Source organism: Viridibacillus sp. FSL E2-0187 (assembly GCF_038006425.1).
Taxonomy (GTDB): Bacteria; Bacillota; Bacilli; order Bacillales_A; family Planococcaceae; genus Viridibacillus; species Viridibacillus arvi.
Window position 1 is genome coordinate 353,596 of record NZ_JBBOVG010000001.1, and the last position, 16,581, is coordinate 370,176.

Genomic DNA, 16,581 nt, shown 5'->3' on the forward strand with positions numbered 1-16,581 from the left:
ATATGATGGATAAAGAATTATACACAGCAATTGACAAAAATACTAATTTTGAAATTCAACCTCCTACCTGTAATCATTATAGTTACAGGTTTAGTGAAAGTCAATTAATTGGTTATCTATTTGTTCTATTGAAACTTTTCTTATTGTGGAGAATATAAAAAAGTCCCCATTAGCAAGATTAAATAAAGCACAAAAAGAGAAAGCTGTAGCCACAATTAAAACCAATGAACAAGGAAGGTTAGGTGGCTACCGATGGAATTAGAGAAAAAACTATATTGTTACAACTGCAAGGAAGAGACCGTGTATCAAAAAAGACGTAATAATAATACGTATATGGAAAGTCATTGCAGAGAATGTGGTTGTTTTGAATGGCAAAATAGAGCCGTAGAAAGTGAAGTAAAGAAATGGGCAGAGTATAATTTAGAAAAAGGAATACCGAACTTTGAAGAAGTACAAAGAATTATTTAATCGAATAGCTTAAAACCAGGATATAACAGCCATTAAACTAGTTTTAACAAAAGGCATCGAGAAGTCAATTCTCGATGCCTTTTGTCATTTTTACAAGTATAAACAATAGGATAATTCATTCAATTAACCGTACTTTTCAATCAACTCCCACTATTAAGCTGCTCGCCATGTCTAAGTGATGAGCTTTATTTTTTCCATCACCTCAAAAATATCGTTTATAGTATGCTGTAATAGTTACATATTTCAGTTGATTGGAGCGGAGAGCGGCGACTCCAGCGGGAAAAGCGGGTTAGTCGAGACCCTGGACTGAGCGTAGCAAAGGAAGCGGCTCGGCCCCGCCCGCGGAAAGCGTCCGCACGTAGCGGAAATCAACGTTCTTATTCAATTGTATAGAGGGCTTAAAGTCCTTGTTTAATTGGAAGCGCTATTATAAAAATACTTATTGTCAATGGGTGAAAAAATACATACAATTAGACAGAACGGAGGTATTTCTACATGAAAAAAGCTTATTTAGCCAACGGTCTGTTCAGTTTAGGCAATCTATTTGTTAATGAACTTAATATCCAGAATGGTGAAATTGCTACTACGAAGCAAGAAGTAACCGAGGCTTTCAAAATGCATTACTCTCCATAATTTTAATGGTTATTTTCCTTATTATTCTTTCAAAATTACTAGGTTACCATTAAAAAGGAGTTTATTTAGATTATGTGGTTTTTATTTGCAATATTAACATGGCTCTCATGGGGAGCAGCGAACTTATTTTACAAAAAGGGCTCAGATTCAAATGACAAAAATAGTCATATTAAAATAACGATTATGGTTGGTCTTGTAATGGGGATTCACGCAACGGTCTATATGTTCGTGAAAGGTTTAGAATTCCATCCACAAGATATGTTAACGTATTTGCCCGTTTCAACATTGTACATTGTTTCAATGGTTTTCGGTTATATTGGTTTACGTTATTTAGAGTTATCCATTGCAGCACCAGTGCAAAATGCTTCAGGTGCGGTTACAACGATTTTATTATATATGTTCTTTCCACAAGAAGTTACTTGGATACATTTTGCAGGTATCATTGCTATTACAGCCGGCGTTATTTGGATTGCTGTTATTGAAAAACAACAGGACGATGCATTGTTACGTTCTCAAAAAGTTAAAATTGAACGTAAATATCAATTTGGATTTTTCGCATTGTTATTCCCGATTTTATACGCATTAATAGATGGGGTAGGAACTTTCGCTGACGGTATCTACTTAGATGAGTTAACAATTATGACTGAAGATGCAGCGCTACTAGCATATGAATATACATTCTTTATCGTAGCAGTTGTATGCTTTATCTATCTTCGCTTCTATAAAAAAGTGAAATTCAATGTATTTAAAGAGCGTGATCGCACATACGCAGCAGTTTTAGAAACGATTGGTCAGTTCTTCTATGTGTACGCAATTTCAGCCTATGCGTTTATTTCCGCGCCAATTATTTCATCATACTGTATTTTCTCAATTATACTATCGCGTATTTTCTTAAAAGAAAAACTAACAAAGAAACAATACTTCGTCATTGCCATTATTATGCTAGGAATTGTCATCCTTGGTCTTGCCGACGAATTATAATAGTTAAACGTCAATCGAAAAATCGATTGGCGTTTTTTTGTTATATTTAAAAATAAGATGAACTTTTTCCTTACTACTAGGTCTAATACATACAAAGCCCGAAACGAGGTGACAGGATGGAACCACAAGAGCTAGCGCAACAAGCGATTAAAGGAGACGACACTGCCTTTTTATCTATCATGCAGTTGTATAAGAATGATTTATACCGTACTGCCTATGCCTTTCTAAAGAACGAACATGATGCAATAGAAGCTGTTCAGGAAGTAACAGTCCGCGCCTATCAAAAAATACATACGCTAAAGGAACCAGCCTATACAAAGACGTGGCTCATCCGCATAATGATAAACTATTGTCAGGATCAAATAGCAAAGAACAAACGCTTTATTTCAACTGAAAAGCTACAAGAAATTGCAACAATGGATGACACAAGTTTCTTAGAATTAAATGAAGCAATGGCATCCTTATCTAAAAAAGACCAACAACTTATTACATTAAAATACTTACAAAATACGAAGATAAAAGACATTGCCGTACTTGAAAATATTCCAGAAGGCACTGTGAAATCGAGATTACATAAAGCATTGCGATCATTGCGGGCGTTTTGGTCAAAGGGAGGAGAGAATACAGATGTATGAAAAGGAAGAAGCTAAATTACATGACATGCAAAAGGATTTAGAGAAATTATCGATTCCTGAGGATGAGCTTACTCAAGCAATTCAGCAAGGGATGCAAATTGCAAAGTCTTCGGAACGCAAAAAGAAGCGCTCATTTAAACGCATTGCTTGGTCCATTTCAATTGCAGCACTTCTTTTTATCACACTTGTTACATCTATTCGAGTATCGCCAACCTTTGCCAAAACCGTTGCGAGTATTCCAGGATTGGAACGTCTAGTAGATTTAATCCAGTACGACAAAGGCCTTCAAGCAATAGTTGATAATGAATACTATGAAGCAATTGGTGTATCACAAACAAAAGATAATATTAAGGTTACGATTGATGGGGTCATTGTTGATGAGTCAGGTATGGTCATATTTTATACAACTGAATCACCTACTAAATTAAGTTCTGGAGATTATGGAATGATTGAAATTTTTCATAATGGAAAAAGTCTCGAAGGTTCAACAGAGTATGGTAATCCAGATCAAGAGGATAAAAAATATCGAACAGATGAAATAACTTTTACATTTGGTGAACAGCAAAAATATAGTTCTAAAGAGTTTGAACTGAAACTAAATTTAAGGAACGAGCAAAAAACGAGTTTTAGTATTCCGTTCACACTTAAAAAGGACATTCAAAAAGGAAAAGTGTTCACAATTAATAAGGAAATAATAATGGATGGACAAAAAATCATTATAGAAGACATTACTCTCTATCCATTACGTGTTGCTGTTAATATGACATTTGATCAGCGCAATACGATGAGAATATTAAATTTTGAGGATATCCGAATTGAAGATGAGCGTGGAGAAGTCTGGAGTAGTATTCGGAATGGCATTTCAAGTTTCGGCGGAAGTGATGATACTAATAGAACTTTCTTCTTACAAAGTAATTTCTTTAAACAGCCTAAGAATCTGTATTTAAAATTTGATAAAGTACAGGCATTACCTAAAAAAGATGCCTATATTATCGTAGACTTGAATAAAGAAAAAGTAATTAAAGGACCATATAAGGATAAGCTAGAAATCACTAATATCTCCAAACTTTCAATCGAGGCGAAAATGGAAGGAAAGCATGAAGATTTACCATATCAATTATTCTACGGGTTAAAAGACTTTGAAGGAAGAGAACTGGATACGAATTCATGGTCTGGGTGGGCAGATAATGATTCTGTTCATTGGCAGGTAGGAATTGAACCGCAAAAAATAGTCAATCCTGTAAAGGTATACTTCTCAGCTTATCCAAACTATCTTAAAGGAATCACATCCATCCAAATCAAATAAACAAAATGCCTAGCGCACTCATATAGAGAAGCTAGGTATTTTTCTATTAGGGAGCTATAACTGAGTATTATTCTTTCAATTAAACTCATTACTTATTATTGGAGTAATAAACTGCATAACTAGATAGATAAAAAAGAGTATAGCTAAGATAATTTTATATATTTTATTGGATTTATCATTTATAAATCTAATTCCTATTTTGCATGATAGTGCTAGTAACATTGCATTCAATCCAATATTAATAATCAGGAGAGAAGGATTAACTATTATACATAGGAAGTTTAGAATACAAAGAGCTGTCATAATTTTTTCATTTTTAATTAAATTGTTTTCATCGAAATATTTACTAGTTCTTAATTTGTACAATAAAAGTATTATAACGAAAAGTGAATAGAAGCTTATACTTATAATAATAATTCTTTGTCCCAAAAGCATAGTTATAAATCCTTTCTATTTTCGCTTACCAAAATCAATAACGATTGCACCAATGCATCGCCATGAATTTTAAATTACGTTTACATGTTCTGACCTGTCTTTGGGAACAATGATATTAAGGTAACCGTCTTTATACTTACAACCATAATCGATAGTATTCCAGCTCTTTGTCTTTTTCTCGATGGCATTATATTTTTCAGGCTAAACTGTAACGCCGCCATCAAACATCCTTTTGACTAGATAAGCTGTTGGTTTAGGCGAAAAGAGTACATAGAGTGTAAATAGTAATAGGAATCGTTGTGGAAACGAAAATGCCTGTCCGATGTTTCTTCAATAGAGTGACCGGTTTTCCTTCTATCAATCTGCATTCTATTATGGCATAATTTGTCGTGGGCTTCGGATGCTTTTCTATTGAAAATAGGATTTATAAATTTTTTGAGGTGAAACATAAATGTATAAGAGAAAACGACTTTTACAAGGAATACTTGTAATTTCAGCACTAGAGATGCTGTATTATTATTTTATAGGGAAACAATATCTTTTTATAAATGGTCTTGGAGATATGCCATACTATATTATTGGCGGTAATGCATTATTGTTTGTAGCTTACTTTATATTGGTTGAGAAAAGTAATATTAGAAAAAAGAATGCACTTATCATTATTGCATATGCACTTTTAATCATAGCTCCGTTCTATTTCCAAAAGCATGTACCGAGTTTTAATGTAGATGATGCAACGCAAATTATTTCGCGAACTGAGGGCGGGAAAGTTGTGAAGGACCGCAAATTTAGCGGGACAATTGTCGACTATTCTGGGCTAGAAGTATATATTATTACACTTGAAAAGGATAAAGAAGTTTCGCGTTATGCATTTGATCCGTATACTGAAAAATATTATTCATTTGCGGATTAGAAATGAGGTTTGAATATGGCAGAACATAGTTTTCATTTGACTGCAAATTGGCCAGGTGGTCGTAATGATGTCGGCACAATCGCATCAGGTCAATTACAAACAAAAGTATCTATTCCCACTGAAATGGACGGGCCAGGTATTGGCACAAATCCTGATGAGATGCTGTTAGGCGCTGCTGCGACTTGTTATATTATTACATTAGCTGCAATGCTTGAACGATCAAGTATCAATGTAGAGAGCCTATCGATGAAATCTGAAGGAATCGTTGATGTAACGAATGGCGTCTTTACGTATAAGAAGATTATTCACAAACCAGAAATCACCTTAGCAAGCGGCACAACGGTACGAGATGCTAGTTTAACGCAAAAGCTTGCAGAAAAAGCAGAAAAAACATGTATGATCAGTAAGGCAATTCAAGGGAATGTTGCACTTGAATTGCAAGTACACTTAAAAATAGAAGAGTAAGATGAGCTGCTAAGTATTCGTTAAAATCGATTACTTAGCAGTTTTTTTTGAATTAAAAACATATCACTTTTGTTTAGGCAAATCCCATGAGGTCTTTCACATGATGAGTATTTTCTTTTGTCGTCAGCATTTCAAGCAATAGGAATGCGACATCAAAAGCAGTACCTGGATTTGATGAAGTAATGATATGGCCATCTTGAACAATTCTCTCATTTTGTACATTTACGCCAAAATTCTTTAACTGTTCTTTTCTTATACTAGTTGGGTGAGCATAAGTTGTAGCTTTTCTATTTTTTAAAATGCCGCTTTTACCAAGTGCTAATGATGCTACACAAATACTAGCAATAGGCTTTTGTCTTGCATCAAAATGACGGATTATGTTGGAGAAGGATTCACTAAATGCATCGTCATAAAAGCCGGCCTCTTCAAATCCTCCTGGAATAGCTAATGCATCAAATTCATCTAATTGAATATCATGAATCGTTTTTTCAGGGACGACGTTAAAATTCCATGTGCAAGTTAATTTATCTCGAAGACCGACTGTCACAACCTCAGTCGAGCCGTCGCCTTCCCATTTGTTCCAGCCAAGCACATCTGTAAATACGCTTGCTTCTACGGCTTCAAAGCCATCTGCCAATAACAATAATATTTTTTTCATTTCTTAAATCCCTCCAATATCTTTATTTTAATTAAATGAAAAGTTATATTACATAAGCTGAAAAAGGATATATCTTTAAATGAATTTATATTATAAGGATTTTGAGTTATTCTATTTAATAAAAAAAGGTGAGTGGAAAAATGGATCAAATAGATAAAAAGATAGTAAGAGAATTACAGTTAAATGCCAAAATTTCTATGAAAGAATTAGCGGAAATCGTTCATTTATCTGCTCCTGCAGTAATTGAGCGTGTTCGAAAGTTAGAAGAACAGCAAATAATTGAGGGTTATCATGCAAGTGTTGCATTGAAAAAAATGCATCGTCCAATGCGTGCGATTATTTTGTTCGAGTCAAAGGACTGTAAAGCATTAGCGAACTTTTGTCATAATCATCCGGATGTACTTGAGTGTTACCGAGTGGCAGGAGAGATTAGCTATATAGTCAAAATAGCAACGCATTCTGTAGAGAGTTTAGAGCGATTTATAGATGACTCCATGCAATACGGCACACCGTCAACAAATATTGTGTTATCTTCGCATGAAAAGAAGGTAATAGAACCATTTATAGTGGAAGAGAAATTATAAAAGGAGTGTCATCGTAAGTAAAGTTTTCTTGTAGTTATTAAGCGTCTAGTAAAAAAAGGTACTAGTTAGTCTCTATCATAATCCTGTATAAAAAATAAAGAACCTTGATAAAAGTTTATTGTTATTCAGCAACTTTATCCTGCTAAAATACTACATTGATAGCAAGTGAGAAATTTTTACTTTTTTACAAAAAGTACTTAATTTTAGACTGGTTTTATGTAAAATGAATGTAGTGTATTAGGGAAATTTCATTTTTGGTTCGTCTTCTTAAAGTTGTACATAAATGGCGAAAAGCTTACTGGAATTTTCACGATGATAAAGAGGATGTGACTGTTGAATGATTACATTAGACGGAAAGAACTTATCATTGGCGGATTTAAAGGTCATTCTAAATGATAACGTCAAAGTTGAATTAGATAAAAATGCGATAGTGCTTGTTAAGAAAAGTCGTTTAGCTGTTGAGAAAATTGTACGTGAAGACCAAACTGTCTATGGTATCAATACAGGTTTCGGTAAATTTAGCGATGTGAAAATTGCAGAAGAAGATACGCGACATCTTCAACTCCATTTAATCCGTTCACATGCTTGTGGTATAGGTGCGCCTTTTGCTGAAGTCGTTTCTAGAGCAATGGTCGTTCTTCGCTTGAATGCACTGTTAAAAGGTTTTTCGGGCATTCGAATTGAGGTACTAGAACGTCTTGCATATATGGTAAATAATCGAATTCATCCAGTCATTCCGCAGCAAGGGTCACTTGGTGCATCAGGTGATTTGGCGCCATTATCACATTTAGCTTTAGTATTAATTGGTGAAGGGTTTGTTTGGCAGAAGAATGAGCAAGTGCCAGCGGCTGATGTTTGGCAAACTCATAATTTGGAACCGATTACATTAGAGGCGAAAGAGGGATTAGCACTAATAAATGGCACCCAAGCAATGACAGCTCAAGGCATTGTGAATTATTTAGCAGCAAGTCAATTGGCTTATGACAGCGAATGGATTGCGGCAATGACGATGGAGTCTTTATTTGGAATTGTCGATGCCTTTCATCCAGCGGTTCATGAGGCGCGTGGCTATAAGGAACAAGTAGACGTTGCAGAACGTATGCGTAATTGGTTAGATGGTAGTCAATTAGCGACTAAACAAGGGGAGAAAAGAGTACAAGATGCTTATTCTCTTCGTTGCATTCCGCAAATTCATGGGGCTAGCTGGCAAGTACTCAACTATGTGAAAGAGAAGCTTGAAATTGAAATAAATGCTGCTACGGATAATCCGCTTATTTTCGATGATGGTGGTACAGTCATTTCAGGTGGGAATTTCCACGGTCAACCAATCGCATTTGCTATGGATTTCTTGAAAATAGGTATGGCTGAATTAGCTAACGTTTCTGAACGTCGAATTGAACGTCTCGTAAATCCTCAGTTAAATGAGGGGTTACCGGCATTTTTGAGCCCCCAACCAGGTCTGCAATCTGGAGCAATGATATTGCAGTATGCAGCAGCAAGTCTTGTATCAGAAAATAAAACATTGGCGCATCCAGCATCCGTAGATTCAATTCCATCTTCAGCCAATCAAGAAGATCATGTCAGTATGGGAACAATAGGTTCAAGACATGCCTATCAAATAATCGAAAATGCTAGAAGGGTGTTAGCAATAGAAGCTATTTGTGCAGCGCAAGCAGTTGAATATAGAGGCGTAGAGAAAATGTCTAAAGCGCTTTATACTAAATGGCAAGAAGTGCGCGCAGTTGTACCTACTATCAATGAGGATCGAATTTTTAGCAAAGATGTAGAAAAGCTCGCTGAGTGGTTATCACCAATCAATCATTAAACAAACATAATAACGCGTCTAATTGTTAGCGGTTAACTGCTAATAATTGACGCGTTTTTTATATGAATCAGATGACACCATTAGGGCGATTTAAAGTGACTAAATGGGCATCTTCGTTTTCATGACCCTGTATTAAATCTATTAATATATTGGACCCAAGCGTGCTATAAACCGTGCCGTTCCCTCCATATCCTAGTAAATAGAAATGGTTGGGCTGATTAGGGTGCTCACCGATAAATGGTAAATTATCGATAGATTCACCGAAAGTAGCACCATACATATATTCAGCCTCTATTAGTTCGTCGGGGAATAGCTTTTGTAGCTCTTCCACTAATTTATCTGCGCGCTCGTGGACAATGTTTTCTGTTGAAGGTGCTTCAGGAGAATTCTCATCTAATCCACCGGCGATAATTCGATTATCAACAGTAGTACGAAGGTAAAGATAAGGGCGTTTTGTTTCCCAGATGAGTGCATGTTTATACCAATTGTTTAATGACTGCATTGGTTTTGTCACAATAGCATATGAACGATTTATCTCTGCACCTTGGCGTTTCCCAAATGGTAGTGGTTCATAACCAGTCGTATAAATAACTTTTTTAGCACATAGTTCCTCTTTCGATGTTTGAACAGTAATATTCCCTGTTTCTTCATCTTGGGTAGTATCTAAAACTTCAATTCCTTCCAGTAAATGTACTCCTGCTTCTTGCATCTTTTCTAATAACCCTATAACAAATTTATAAGGATTTATCTCTGCATCATTATGAGTAACGATTGCACTTGGTTTTTGAAAGGGCATATGATTTTTTATTTCTTTAGCTGTCCAAAACTCACAAGGAAAGCCATTAGAAGATAACGCCTCATATTCTTTTTGTAGTCTTGATACATCCTCTTGTGTACTTGCATAGTAAATACTCGGTCTACGTATAAAGTCCGCATGATCCTGTAAAGTAATAGAAATTTCTTCAAGTTGATCGATTGCTTGATAGCAAAGTTTATAAAAACGAATGGCATTTGCTTCACCAATTTGTTGTGCAAGCTCATGCAACATAATATCATTTGAAAATTGTAACAAACCTGTATTTGCAGCAGTACTACCTGTACCAAATGGTCTTTTATCAATTACCGCTACTTTTAAACCTTCCTTAGCAAGTGTATATGCAGTTAATGTACCTGACATACCACCACCAACAATAATAGCATCATAACAATCTGACTTTTCTACCGGTAGCACTTTAAAACGTTTGGCAACTGTTGTTGGCCAATATAAAGAACCTTCATGTATATGCACTTTTTAATACCCCCTTACAAAACTATTTATATTTACCCATAGAACGCACAACTTAATCATTCTATCTAGATATTTGTTATAATGAATGCTTAATAGATATTAAAGTGAACAGATTGAGAGGATATATATAATGAATGAGCAACCACATATTTTAGTAGTAGATGGAATGGCACTGTTATTCCGTTCGTTTTTTGCAACAGCCCCAATGAACCAGTTTTTTAGAAAAGCAGACGGTACACCGACAAATGGAGTACAAGGTTTTGCACGTCATGTTTTGACTGCACAATCGATGATGAAACCGACTCATTTGGCTATATGTTGGGATATGGGTGTACACACTTTCCGGAATGACCTATTTGATGGCTATAAAGCAAATCGTCCGAGTCCACCAGATGAATTGAAGCCACAATTTGATATGGCGAAGGAAGTATCAGAAATGATTGGCTGGAAAAACTTTGGTGAAGTAGGAATGGAAGCAGACGATACAATTGGTTCAATCGTTGAAAAATGGAAGAATGATGCGAAGATAACAGTTGTCAGTGGAGATAAGGATTTATTACAGTTATTAAATCCTTCAACTACGATTGCCTTAACGAAAAAAGGTTATACAGAATACAATGTTTATGATGTTCAACGTTTTGAGGAAGAATATGCAATTGCACCTGCATTATTTGCAGATGTTAAAGCATTTATGGGCGATTCAAGTGATGGTTACCCAGGTGTTAAAGGAATTGGCCCTAAAACTGCATTGAGCCTCATCCAAAAATATGGCTCAGTGGATGGCGTTTTAGCTGCGATTGATGAGCTTAAACCAGCACAGCGTTCGAAAATCACAGAATATGAAGAAATGTTAAAGCTGTCACATCAACTGGCGAAAATTCATACAGAAGTGCCTATACATGCAACAATTGATGATTTATCATTACCGTCACTAACGCAAGAGAAGCTTGATCAATTAACTATGGATGGTTATTCACTGATTTCACGTCATGCAAAATCATTATTCCCGAACGGGTAAAGGCGTCATCTTTACAAAGGTAAGCACCTTTTGATTGGCTTTATATGAGACCTCACGTATTTGACTATCACGATTTTGTCCACCATTATCATGGATAATGAGAATGACATCGTCCTCAACCTCTTCATAACCAATTAGCGGTACCCAGTGATAGGCGTATGTGGGCTTTAAGCAAAAGTGAAAAGAAAAATATTTATCAAACTTCATTGCAACCGGTCTTCCCGCGCGCAATTCAAACAAAGCATCATGTAAGCTACAGCTCTGAATAGACCAATTAGGCCCAACTATTTTCCGCATATTATGAATGAAGCGGTATTTAAAAAGGCCAATTGGTGTTGTTCCTAGCTGTTTATAAAGCTGATTGATGCTTTTTGTTTTTTCATCAGGTAATAGATAATCTAACATGACAGCAGCGGTTGTTGGTCCACATGCAGAATTCCGCCATTGCTTCAGCACATCATCGGTATGTTGGGATTGACCATTTACGGGTAACTGAATGCGCATATAATTCACCTCCATGAAAAGAATGTATGACTCAATACGAGATAGGATTCCGCTAAGAGATGCTTATAAGAAAAAATACAAACCTATCTCTAGTTACAATATTTGAAGCGGTAGTTTAATCATTAATATAACGATCATGGATATTTGTATGTAATTGTTAGAACTTTTCATGAATAGAATACATAGTATATTACAAATTGTATAAGAAAAAACGGATAGACATTAACTTGCTTTCCATTTTTGAACTTGCCAAGTACAATTGGCGAGTTTCTTTAAATTCACAACAGCAAAAGTAAGCATCTTCTGCATGGACACTTTTTAAGACCTCTTAAGGTTGGCCACCGCAACCTCAATTTTCCCCATAAGATGTTCTTGGGTACTAGTTGATACAAAGCAATCATTTCAATTTGATTTCTTTCGAGATTTTTTTATTTCCCATCATCTCTAAAGATTGGTTTATATTACATGTGTAGTTGATTGGAGCGGAGGTGGCGACTCCTGCGGGAAAAGCGGGACAGTCCAAGACCCTGCAGGAGAGTAGCGACGAAGCGACTTGGCGCCCGCCCGCGGAAAGCGTCCACCGTAGCGGAAATCAACGGTCCTATCTATTTATTTTTTAAAACAAAAAGACTGTAGACAAACTCGAAATTCTTCGAGTTGTCTACAGTCTATCCGTTAAAAATGTTACGCATTTGCCTTTTGTGCTTCTAAGAATTCAGTTACTTGAGCTGGTGATTTAGCATTTGCACTGTGAAGGTGCGCTAACTTTTCGCCTTCTTTGAAGATCAGTAAGCTAGGAATACCCATAACATCATACTTTTCAGCAAGTTCTGGAAGCTCATCGCGGTTCAATTCATACCAATCATATTGATTGTATTCTTCGATAATAGGGTCGATGAACATGTCCATACGTGTGCAATCAGGGCACCAGCCAGCGTGGAATTTTACGATAACAGGTTTTGCTGTTGAAGTAGTTTCAGTAAATTGTTCAATAGTTGTAATTGGTTTCATAAGTAAATCCCTCCTATAAAAATAGTGTACACGTTTTTTGGTGACGCTGAAAGCAACTTGTTTTAAAAAAGGTGATGATAGTATTTTTAAGGGATTAAAACAAAATTTAATCCATATATTTGTAAAATATGTGAATTTGATTATTGCGAAAAAACAGAAAATAGTCTAAACTAAGAAGCAGATAAGGAAGTTTTATTTTTTTTATTCTTAAAATGAATGAGCATTCATTCAAAAAGGGGAAAAGGGAGGATTTGCTCATGGCTTATCAAATAAAGAAAGCAGCTGTATTAGGTTCGGGGGTAATGGGTTCGGGGATCGCAGCCCATTTAGCAAACATTGGTATTCCAACAATTTTGCTTGATATCGTACCAAAGGAATTGACTAAAGAGGAAGAAGCAAAGGGGCTTACTTTAGATAGTTCGGTCGTACGTAATCGATTCGCAGATACAGCATTACAAAAGCTTTTGAAACAAAAACCAGCACCGTTAACTGCAAAGAAAAACTTAGCGTTATTATCAGTTGGGAACTTCGAGGATGATCTTGAAAAACTAAAAGATGTGGACTGGATTATAGAAGTTGTCGTTGAAAACTTAGCTATTAAAAAGAGTTTATATGAAAAAATTGATATAGTTCGTCAACCTGGCACAATTATTAGTTCTAATACATCTGGCATTAGTATTGATGCAATGGCTGAAGGTCTTTCAGAAGACTTCCAAAAGCATTTCCTAGGCACTCATTTCTTCAATCCACCACGCTATTTGAAACTGCTTGAAGTAATTCCGGCAAAGAATACTTGTCCTGATGTAGTGGCATTTATGAAGGAATTTGGAGAAGACAAACTAGGAAAAGGTGTCGTTCTAGCAAAAGACACACCAAACTTCATCGCTAATCGGATTGGTACATATGGCTTGCTTGTTACTTTACGTGAAATGCAAGAACGTGGTTATTCAGTTGGTGAAGTAGATTCTGTTACAGGACCTTTAATTGGCCGTCCAAAGTCAGCAACTCTTCGTACATTAGATGTTGTCGGCTTAGATACTTTCGTTCACGTCGCAAAAAACGTTTATGATCAAACAACGGGTGAAGAGCAACGAGTATTCGAAGTACCAGCTTATATTCAGAAGATGGTTGATAATGGCTGGTTTGGAGCCAAGTCAGGTCAAGGGTTCTTCATTAAAAAGGGAAAAGAGATATTAGAGTTAAATACAGATACATTTGAATATGAACCAGTAAAAAAACTCCGCACTCCTTCAATTGAAATGGCAAAGCAACAAAAAGGATTAAGAGCGAAAGTGAAGTTGTTAACATATGCTGATGACCGTACAGGAGAACTATTGTGGAATGTGCTAGCACCAACTTTACTTTACTCAGCGCAGTTACATGGTGAAATTGCCGATGATATTGTAGCAATCGATAACGCCATGAAATGGGGCTTCGGCTGGGCACAAGGACCATTTGAAATTTGGGATGCAATTGGTGTAAAGAAATCAGTTGAGAAGATGACTGCTGAAGGTAAAGAGATTCCTAGCTTCGTAAAAGGTTTACTAGCTAAAGGCTATGAAACTTTTTATAAAGAACTAGAGGAAGGATTAGCTTACTTCGACGGTGAAGATTACAAGCTAGTACCGGTTAATGAAAAAGCAATCGATTTAAAGCGCTATAAGAAAAAACACGGTGTTATTAAATCGAATTCAGGAGCTAGCTTAATCGATATGGGGGATGGCATTGCATTACTGGAATTCCATTCACAAGCAAATGCTATCGGTTTAGATGTTATACAAATGATTAATTATGCCATTGATGAGGTAGAAGCAAATTACAAAGGGCTTGTTATTGGTAACCAAGGGAAGAACTTCTGCGTTGGTGCCAACCTAGGAATGATTCTTATGGAAGCTCAAGATGACAACATTTTCGAATTAGACTTCACGATTCGTGGTTTCCAAAATGCGATGACGAAAATTAAGTACAGTTCAAAACCAGTAGTAGCAGCACCATTTGCAATGACACTTGGTGGCGGTTCTGAAGTTTGTTTACCAGCAGCTCATATTCAAGCAACAATGGAAACGTATATGGGTCTAGTGGAAGTAGGGGTAGGTCTAATTCCTGGCGGTGGTGGTAATAAAGAATTGTACTTAAAGCATTTAAAAGGATTACCAAATGGAGTACAAGTCGATTATCAAAATATCGCAAACAAAGTATTTGAATCTATCGCAATGGCGAAAGTTTCAACATCTGCTGAGGAAGGGAGAGAAAATAACTTCTTAAACTTTGCAGATGGTATTAGCGTTAACTCTGATCACCAACTATATGACGCCAAACAAGCAGCATTGGCATTATATGAGGGTGGTTATACAGCGCCAATTAGAACTAAGGTGCCGGTTGTAGGTGAAACTGGTTATGCAACATTATTATTAGGAGCACAAGGAATGTATCAATCAGGCTTCATTAGTGAGCATGATTTGAAAATAGCGAAAAAGCTTGCCTTTGTTTTAGCAGGTGGCAAAGTTCCATACGGCACATTAGTGGATGAACAATACTTACTAGATTTAGAGCGTGAAGCGTTCTTAAGCCTTGTAGCAGAGCCAAAATCACAAGCTAGAATGCAACATATGTTAGTGAAAGGTAAACCACTTCGCAACTAGTTTTAGAGAAGTGATTAAGGGGGAATCTACTATGCGTGAAGCTGTTATTGTAGCAGGTGCAAGAACACCTATTGGAAAAGCAAAAAAAGGATCTTTAGCAACTATTCGTCCTGATGATCTTGGAGCATTAGTTGTGAAAGAGACATTACAAAGAGCGGGTTATGAAGGGGACATAGATGATTTAATTCTTGGTTGCGCTATGCCAGAAGCAGAACAAGGGATGAATATTGCGCGTAATATAGGAGCGCTTGCTGGGCTACCTGATACAACGCCAGCTGTAACAGTTAATCGATTCTGTTCATCAGGTTTACAATCAATCGCTTATGCTGCAGAACGTATTATGCTTGGACATTCAAAGGCTATTATTGCAGGCGGTATTGAATCTATGAGTCTAGTACCAATGATGGGCAATGTGATTAGACCTAATGCGACTTTAGCGGAAACTGCGCCACAATATTATATGAGTATGGGGCATACAGCGGAAGAAGTAGCTAAGAAATATGATGTTAGTCGCGAGGATCAAGATGCCTTTTCTGTTCGTTCACATGAATTAGCCGCTAAAGCAATTCAAGAAGGTAAATTCGTCGATGAAATCGTGCCAGTGGAAGTCGTACAACGATACGTGGATGCGGGGAATAATTTGCAAGAGAGAAAATTCACATTTGACATGGATGAAGGTGTACGTGTTGGTACATCTCAAGAAACACTTGCGAAATTACGCCCAGCGTTTTCAGTAACTGGAAGTGTAACAGCAGGAAATGCTTCACAAACTTCAGATGGTGCAGCAGCAGTACTTGTTATGGACAGTGAAGAGGCTGAAGCACAAGGCTTAAAGCCGATGGCGAAATTTTTATCCTTTGCAGTAGGCGGGGTACCTCCTGAAATTATGGGGATTGGCCCAACAGTTGCTGTACCGAAGGCGCTGAAAATTGCGGGCCTATCTATCGAAGATATTGACCTATGGGAAATTAACGAAGCTTTTGCTTCACAATCAATTCAAGTGGTGCGTGAACTGGGCATCGACCTTGAAAAAGTCAATGTTAATGGTGGTGCAATTGCATTAGGGCATCCGCTTGGTGCTACAGGTTCCATCTTAACACTGAAATTAATTCATGAGTTAAAACGTCAAGGTAAAAAGTACGGTGTAGTAACAATGTGTATCGGTGGCGGTATGGGAGCTGCTGGCGTATTTGAAATTCTATAAATAACACACAA

General features: G+C 36.6%; 16 protein-coding genes. 12 read left to right on the forward strand and 4 right to left on the reverse strand.

Annotation, left to right across the window (positions count from 1 at the left end; genetic code table 11):
* The first annotated feature begins 252 nt into the window (after positions 1-252).
* The 7 genes from MHH85_RS01630 (at position 253) to MHH85_RS01660 (ending at position 5,836) form a co-directional block, all read left to right on the forward strand.
* Entirely contained in the window at positions 253-468 is a 216-nt protein-coding gene (locus MHH85_RS01630; protein WP_053418668.1) for a hypothetical protein, read from the forward strand.
* A gap of 495 nt (positions 469-963) precedes the next feature.
* Positions 964-1,101: a hypothetical protein gene (locus MHH85_RS01635; RefSeq protein ID WP_340705763.1), complete on the forward strand. Its 138-nt coding sequence runs from the start codon at positions 964-966 to the stop codon at positions 1,099-1,101.
* A gap of 72 nt (positions 1,102-1,173) precedes the next feature.
* Positions 1,174-2,082, forward strand: coding sequence for an EamA family transporter (locus MHH85_RS01640; RefSeq protein WP_193740870.1), 909 nt, complete (start codon positions 1,174-1,176; stop codon positions 2,080-2,082).
* A 116-nt stretch (positions 2,083-2,198) separates the two neighbouring features.
* Positions 2,199-2,717, forward strand: coding sequence for a sigma-70 family RNA polymerase sigma factor (locus tag MHH85_RS01645; RefSeq protein ID WP_340705764.1), 519 nt, complete (start codon positions 2,199-2,201; stop codon positions 2,715-2,717).
* Positions 2,710-4,023: a DUF4179 domain-containing protein gene (locus tag MHH85_RS01650; protein WP_340705765.1), complete on the forward strand. Its 1,314-nt coding sequence runs from the start codon at positions 2,710-2,712 to the stop codon at positions 4,021-4,023. Before MHH85_RS01645 ends, MHH85_RS01650 begins: the two co-directional genes overlap by 8 nt.
* An 886-nt stretch (positions 4,024-4,909) precedes the next feature.
* Entirely contained in the window at positions 4,910-5,371 is a 462-nt protein-coding gene (locus MHH85_RS01655; RefSeq protein ID WP_193740867.1) for a hypothetical protein, read from the forward strand.
* Between the two features lie 15 nt (positions 5,372-5,386).
* Complete coding sequence (locus MHH85_RS01660; protein ID WP_340705766.1) at positions 5,387-5,836, forward strand: OsmC family protein; 450 nt, start codon at positions 5,387-5,389, stop codon at positions 5,834-5,836.
* Between the two features lie 73 nt (positions 5,837-5,909).
* On the opposite strand, the gene MHH85_RS01665 is transcribed toward MHH85_RS01660, so the two are convergent.
* Positions 5,910-6,494: a DJ-1/PfpI family protein gene (locus MHH85_RS01665; protein ID WP_340705767.1), complete on the reverse strand. Its 585-nt coding sequence runs from the start codon at positions 6,492-6,494 to the stop codon at positions 5,910-5,912.
* Between the two features lie 140 nt (positions 6,495-6,634).
* Between MHH85_RS01665 and MHH85_RS01670 the strand changes: the two genes are divergently transcribed.
* A complete protein-coding gene (locus tag MHH85_RS01670; protein WP_193740864.1) occupies positions 6,635-7,078 on the forward strand; it encodes an Lrp/AsnC family transcriptional regulator in 444 nt (147 codons plus the stop codon).
* A gap of 337 nt (positions 7,079-7,415) precedes the next feature.
* A complete protein-coding gene (gene hutH, locus MHH85_RS01675; RefSeq protein ID WP_340705768.1) occupies positions 7,416-8,903 on the forward strand; it encodes a histidine ammonia-lyase in 1,488 nt (495 codons plus the stop codon).
* A 67-nt stretch (positions 8,904-8,970) separates the two neighbouring features.
* Here the strand turns inward: hutH and MHH85_RS01680 are convergent, their stop codons facing one another.
* Positions 8,971-10,191: an NAD(P)/FAD-dependent oxidoreductase gene (locus tag MHH85_RS01680; protein WP_340705769.1), complete on the reverse strand. Its 1,221-nt coding sequence runs from the start codon at positions 10,189-10,191 to the stop codon at positions 8,971-8,973.
* A gap of 130 nt (positions 10,192-10,321) precedes the next feature.
* On the opposite strand from MHH85_RS01680, the gene MHH85_RS01685 reads away from it, so the two are divergent.
* The gene (locus tag MHH85_RS01685; protein ID WP_340705770.1) at positions 10,322-11,209 is read left to right on the forward strand and encodes a 5'-3' exonuclease; all 888 of its coding nucleotides are present in this window, start codon (positions 10,322-10,324) and stop codon (positions 11,207-11,209) included.
* On the opposite strand, the gene MHH85_RS01690 is transcribed toward MHH85_RS01685, so the two are convergent.
* Together MHH85_RS01690 and MHH85_RS01695 are read right to left on the reverse strand one after the other, a co-directional pair.
* On the reverse strand, positions 11,192-11,713 hold the full coding sequence (locus tag MHH85_RS01690) for a C39 family peptidase (protein WP_340705771.1): 522 nt from the start codon (positions 11,711-11,713) through the stop codon (positions 11,192-11,194). The two genes, MHH85_RS01685 and MHH85_RS01690, sit on opposite strands and share 18 nt — an antisense overlap.
* Positions 11,714-12,397: 684 nt before the next feature.
* The gene (locus MHH85_RS01695; protein WP_038188714.1) at positions 12,398-12,724 is read right to left on the reverse strand and encodes a thioredoxin family protein; all 327 of its coding nucleotides are present in this window, start codon (positions 12,722-12,724) and stop codon (positions 12,398-12,400) included.
* Positions 12,725-12,981: 257 nt separating this feature from the next.
* Between MHH85_RS01695 and MHH85_RS01700 the strand changes: the two genes are divergently transcribed.
* Together MHH85_RS01700 and MHH85_RS01705 are read left to right on the forward strand one after the other, a co-directional pair.
* The gene (locus MHH85_RS01700) at positions 12,982-15,366 is read left to right on the forward strand and encodes a 3-hydroxyacyl-CoA dehydrogenase/enoyl-CoA hydratase family protein (RefSeq protein ID WP_340705772.1); all 2,385 of its coding nucleotides are present in this window, start codon (positions 12,982-12,984) and stop codon (positions 15,364-15,366) included.
* A gap of 31 nt (positions 15,367-15,397) precedes the next feature.
* Positions 15,398-16,570: an acetyl-CoA C-acetyltransferase gene (locus MHH85_RS01705; RefSeq protein ID WP_340705773.1), complete on the forward strand. Its 1,173-nt coding sequence runs from the start codon at positions 15,398-15,400 to the stop codon at positions 16,568-16,570.
* The last annotated feature ends 11 nt before the right edge of the window (positions 16,571-16,581 follow it).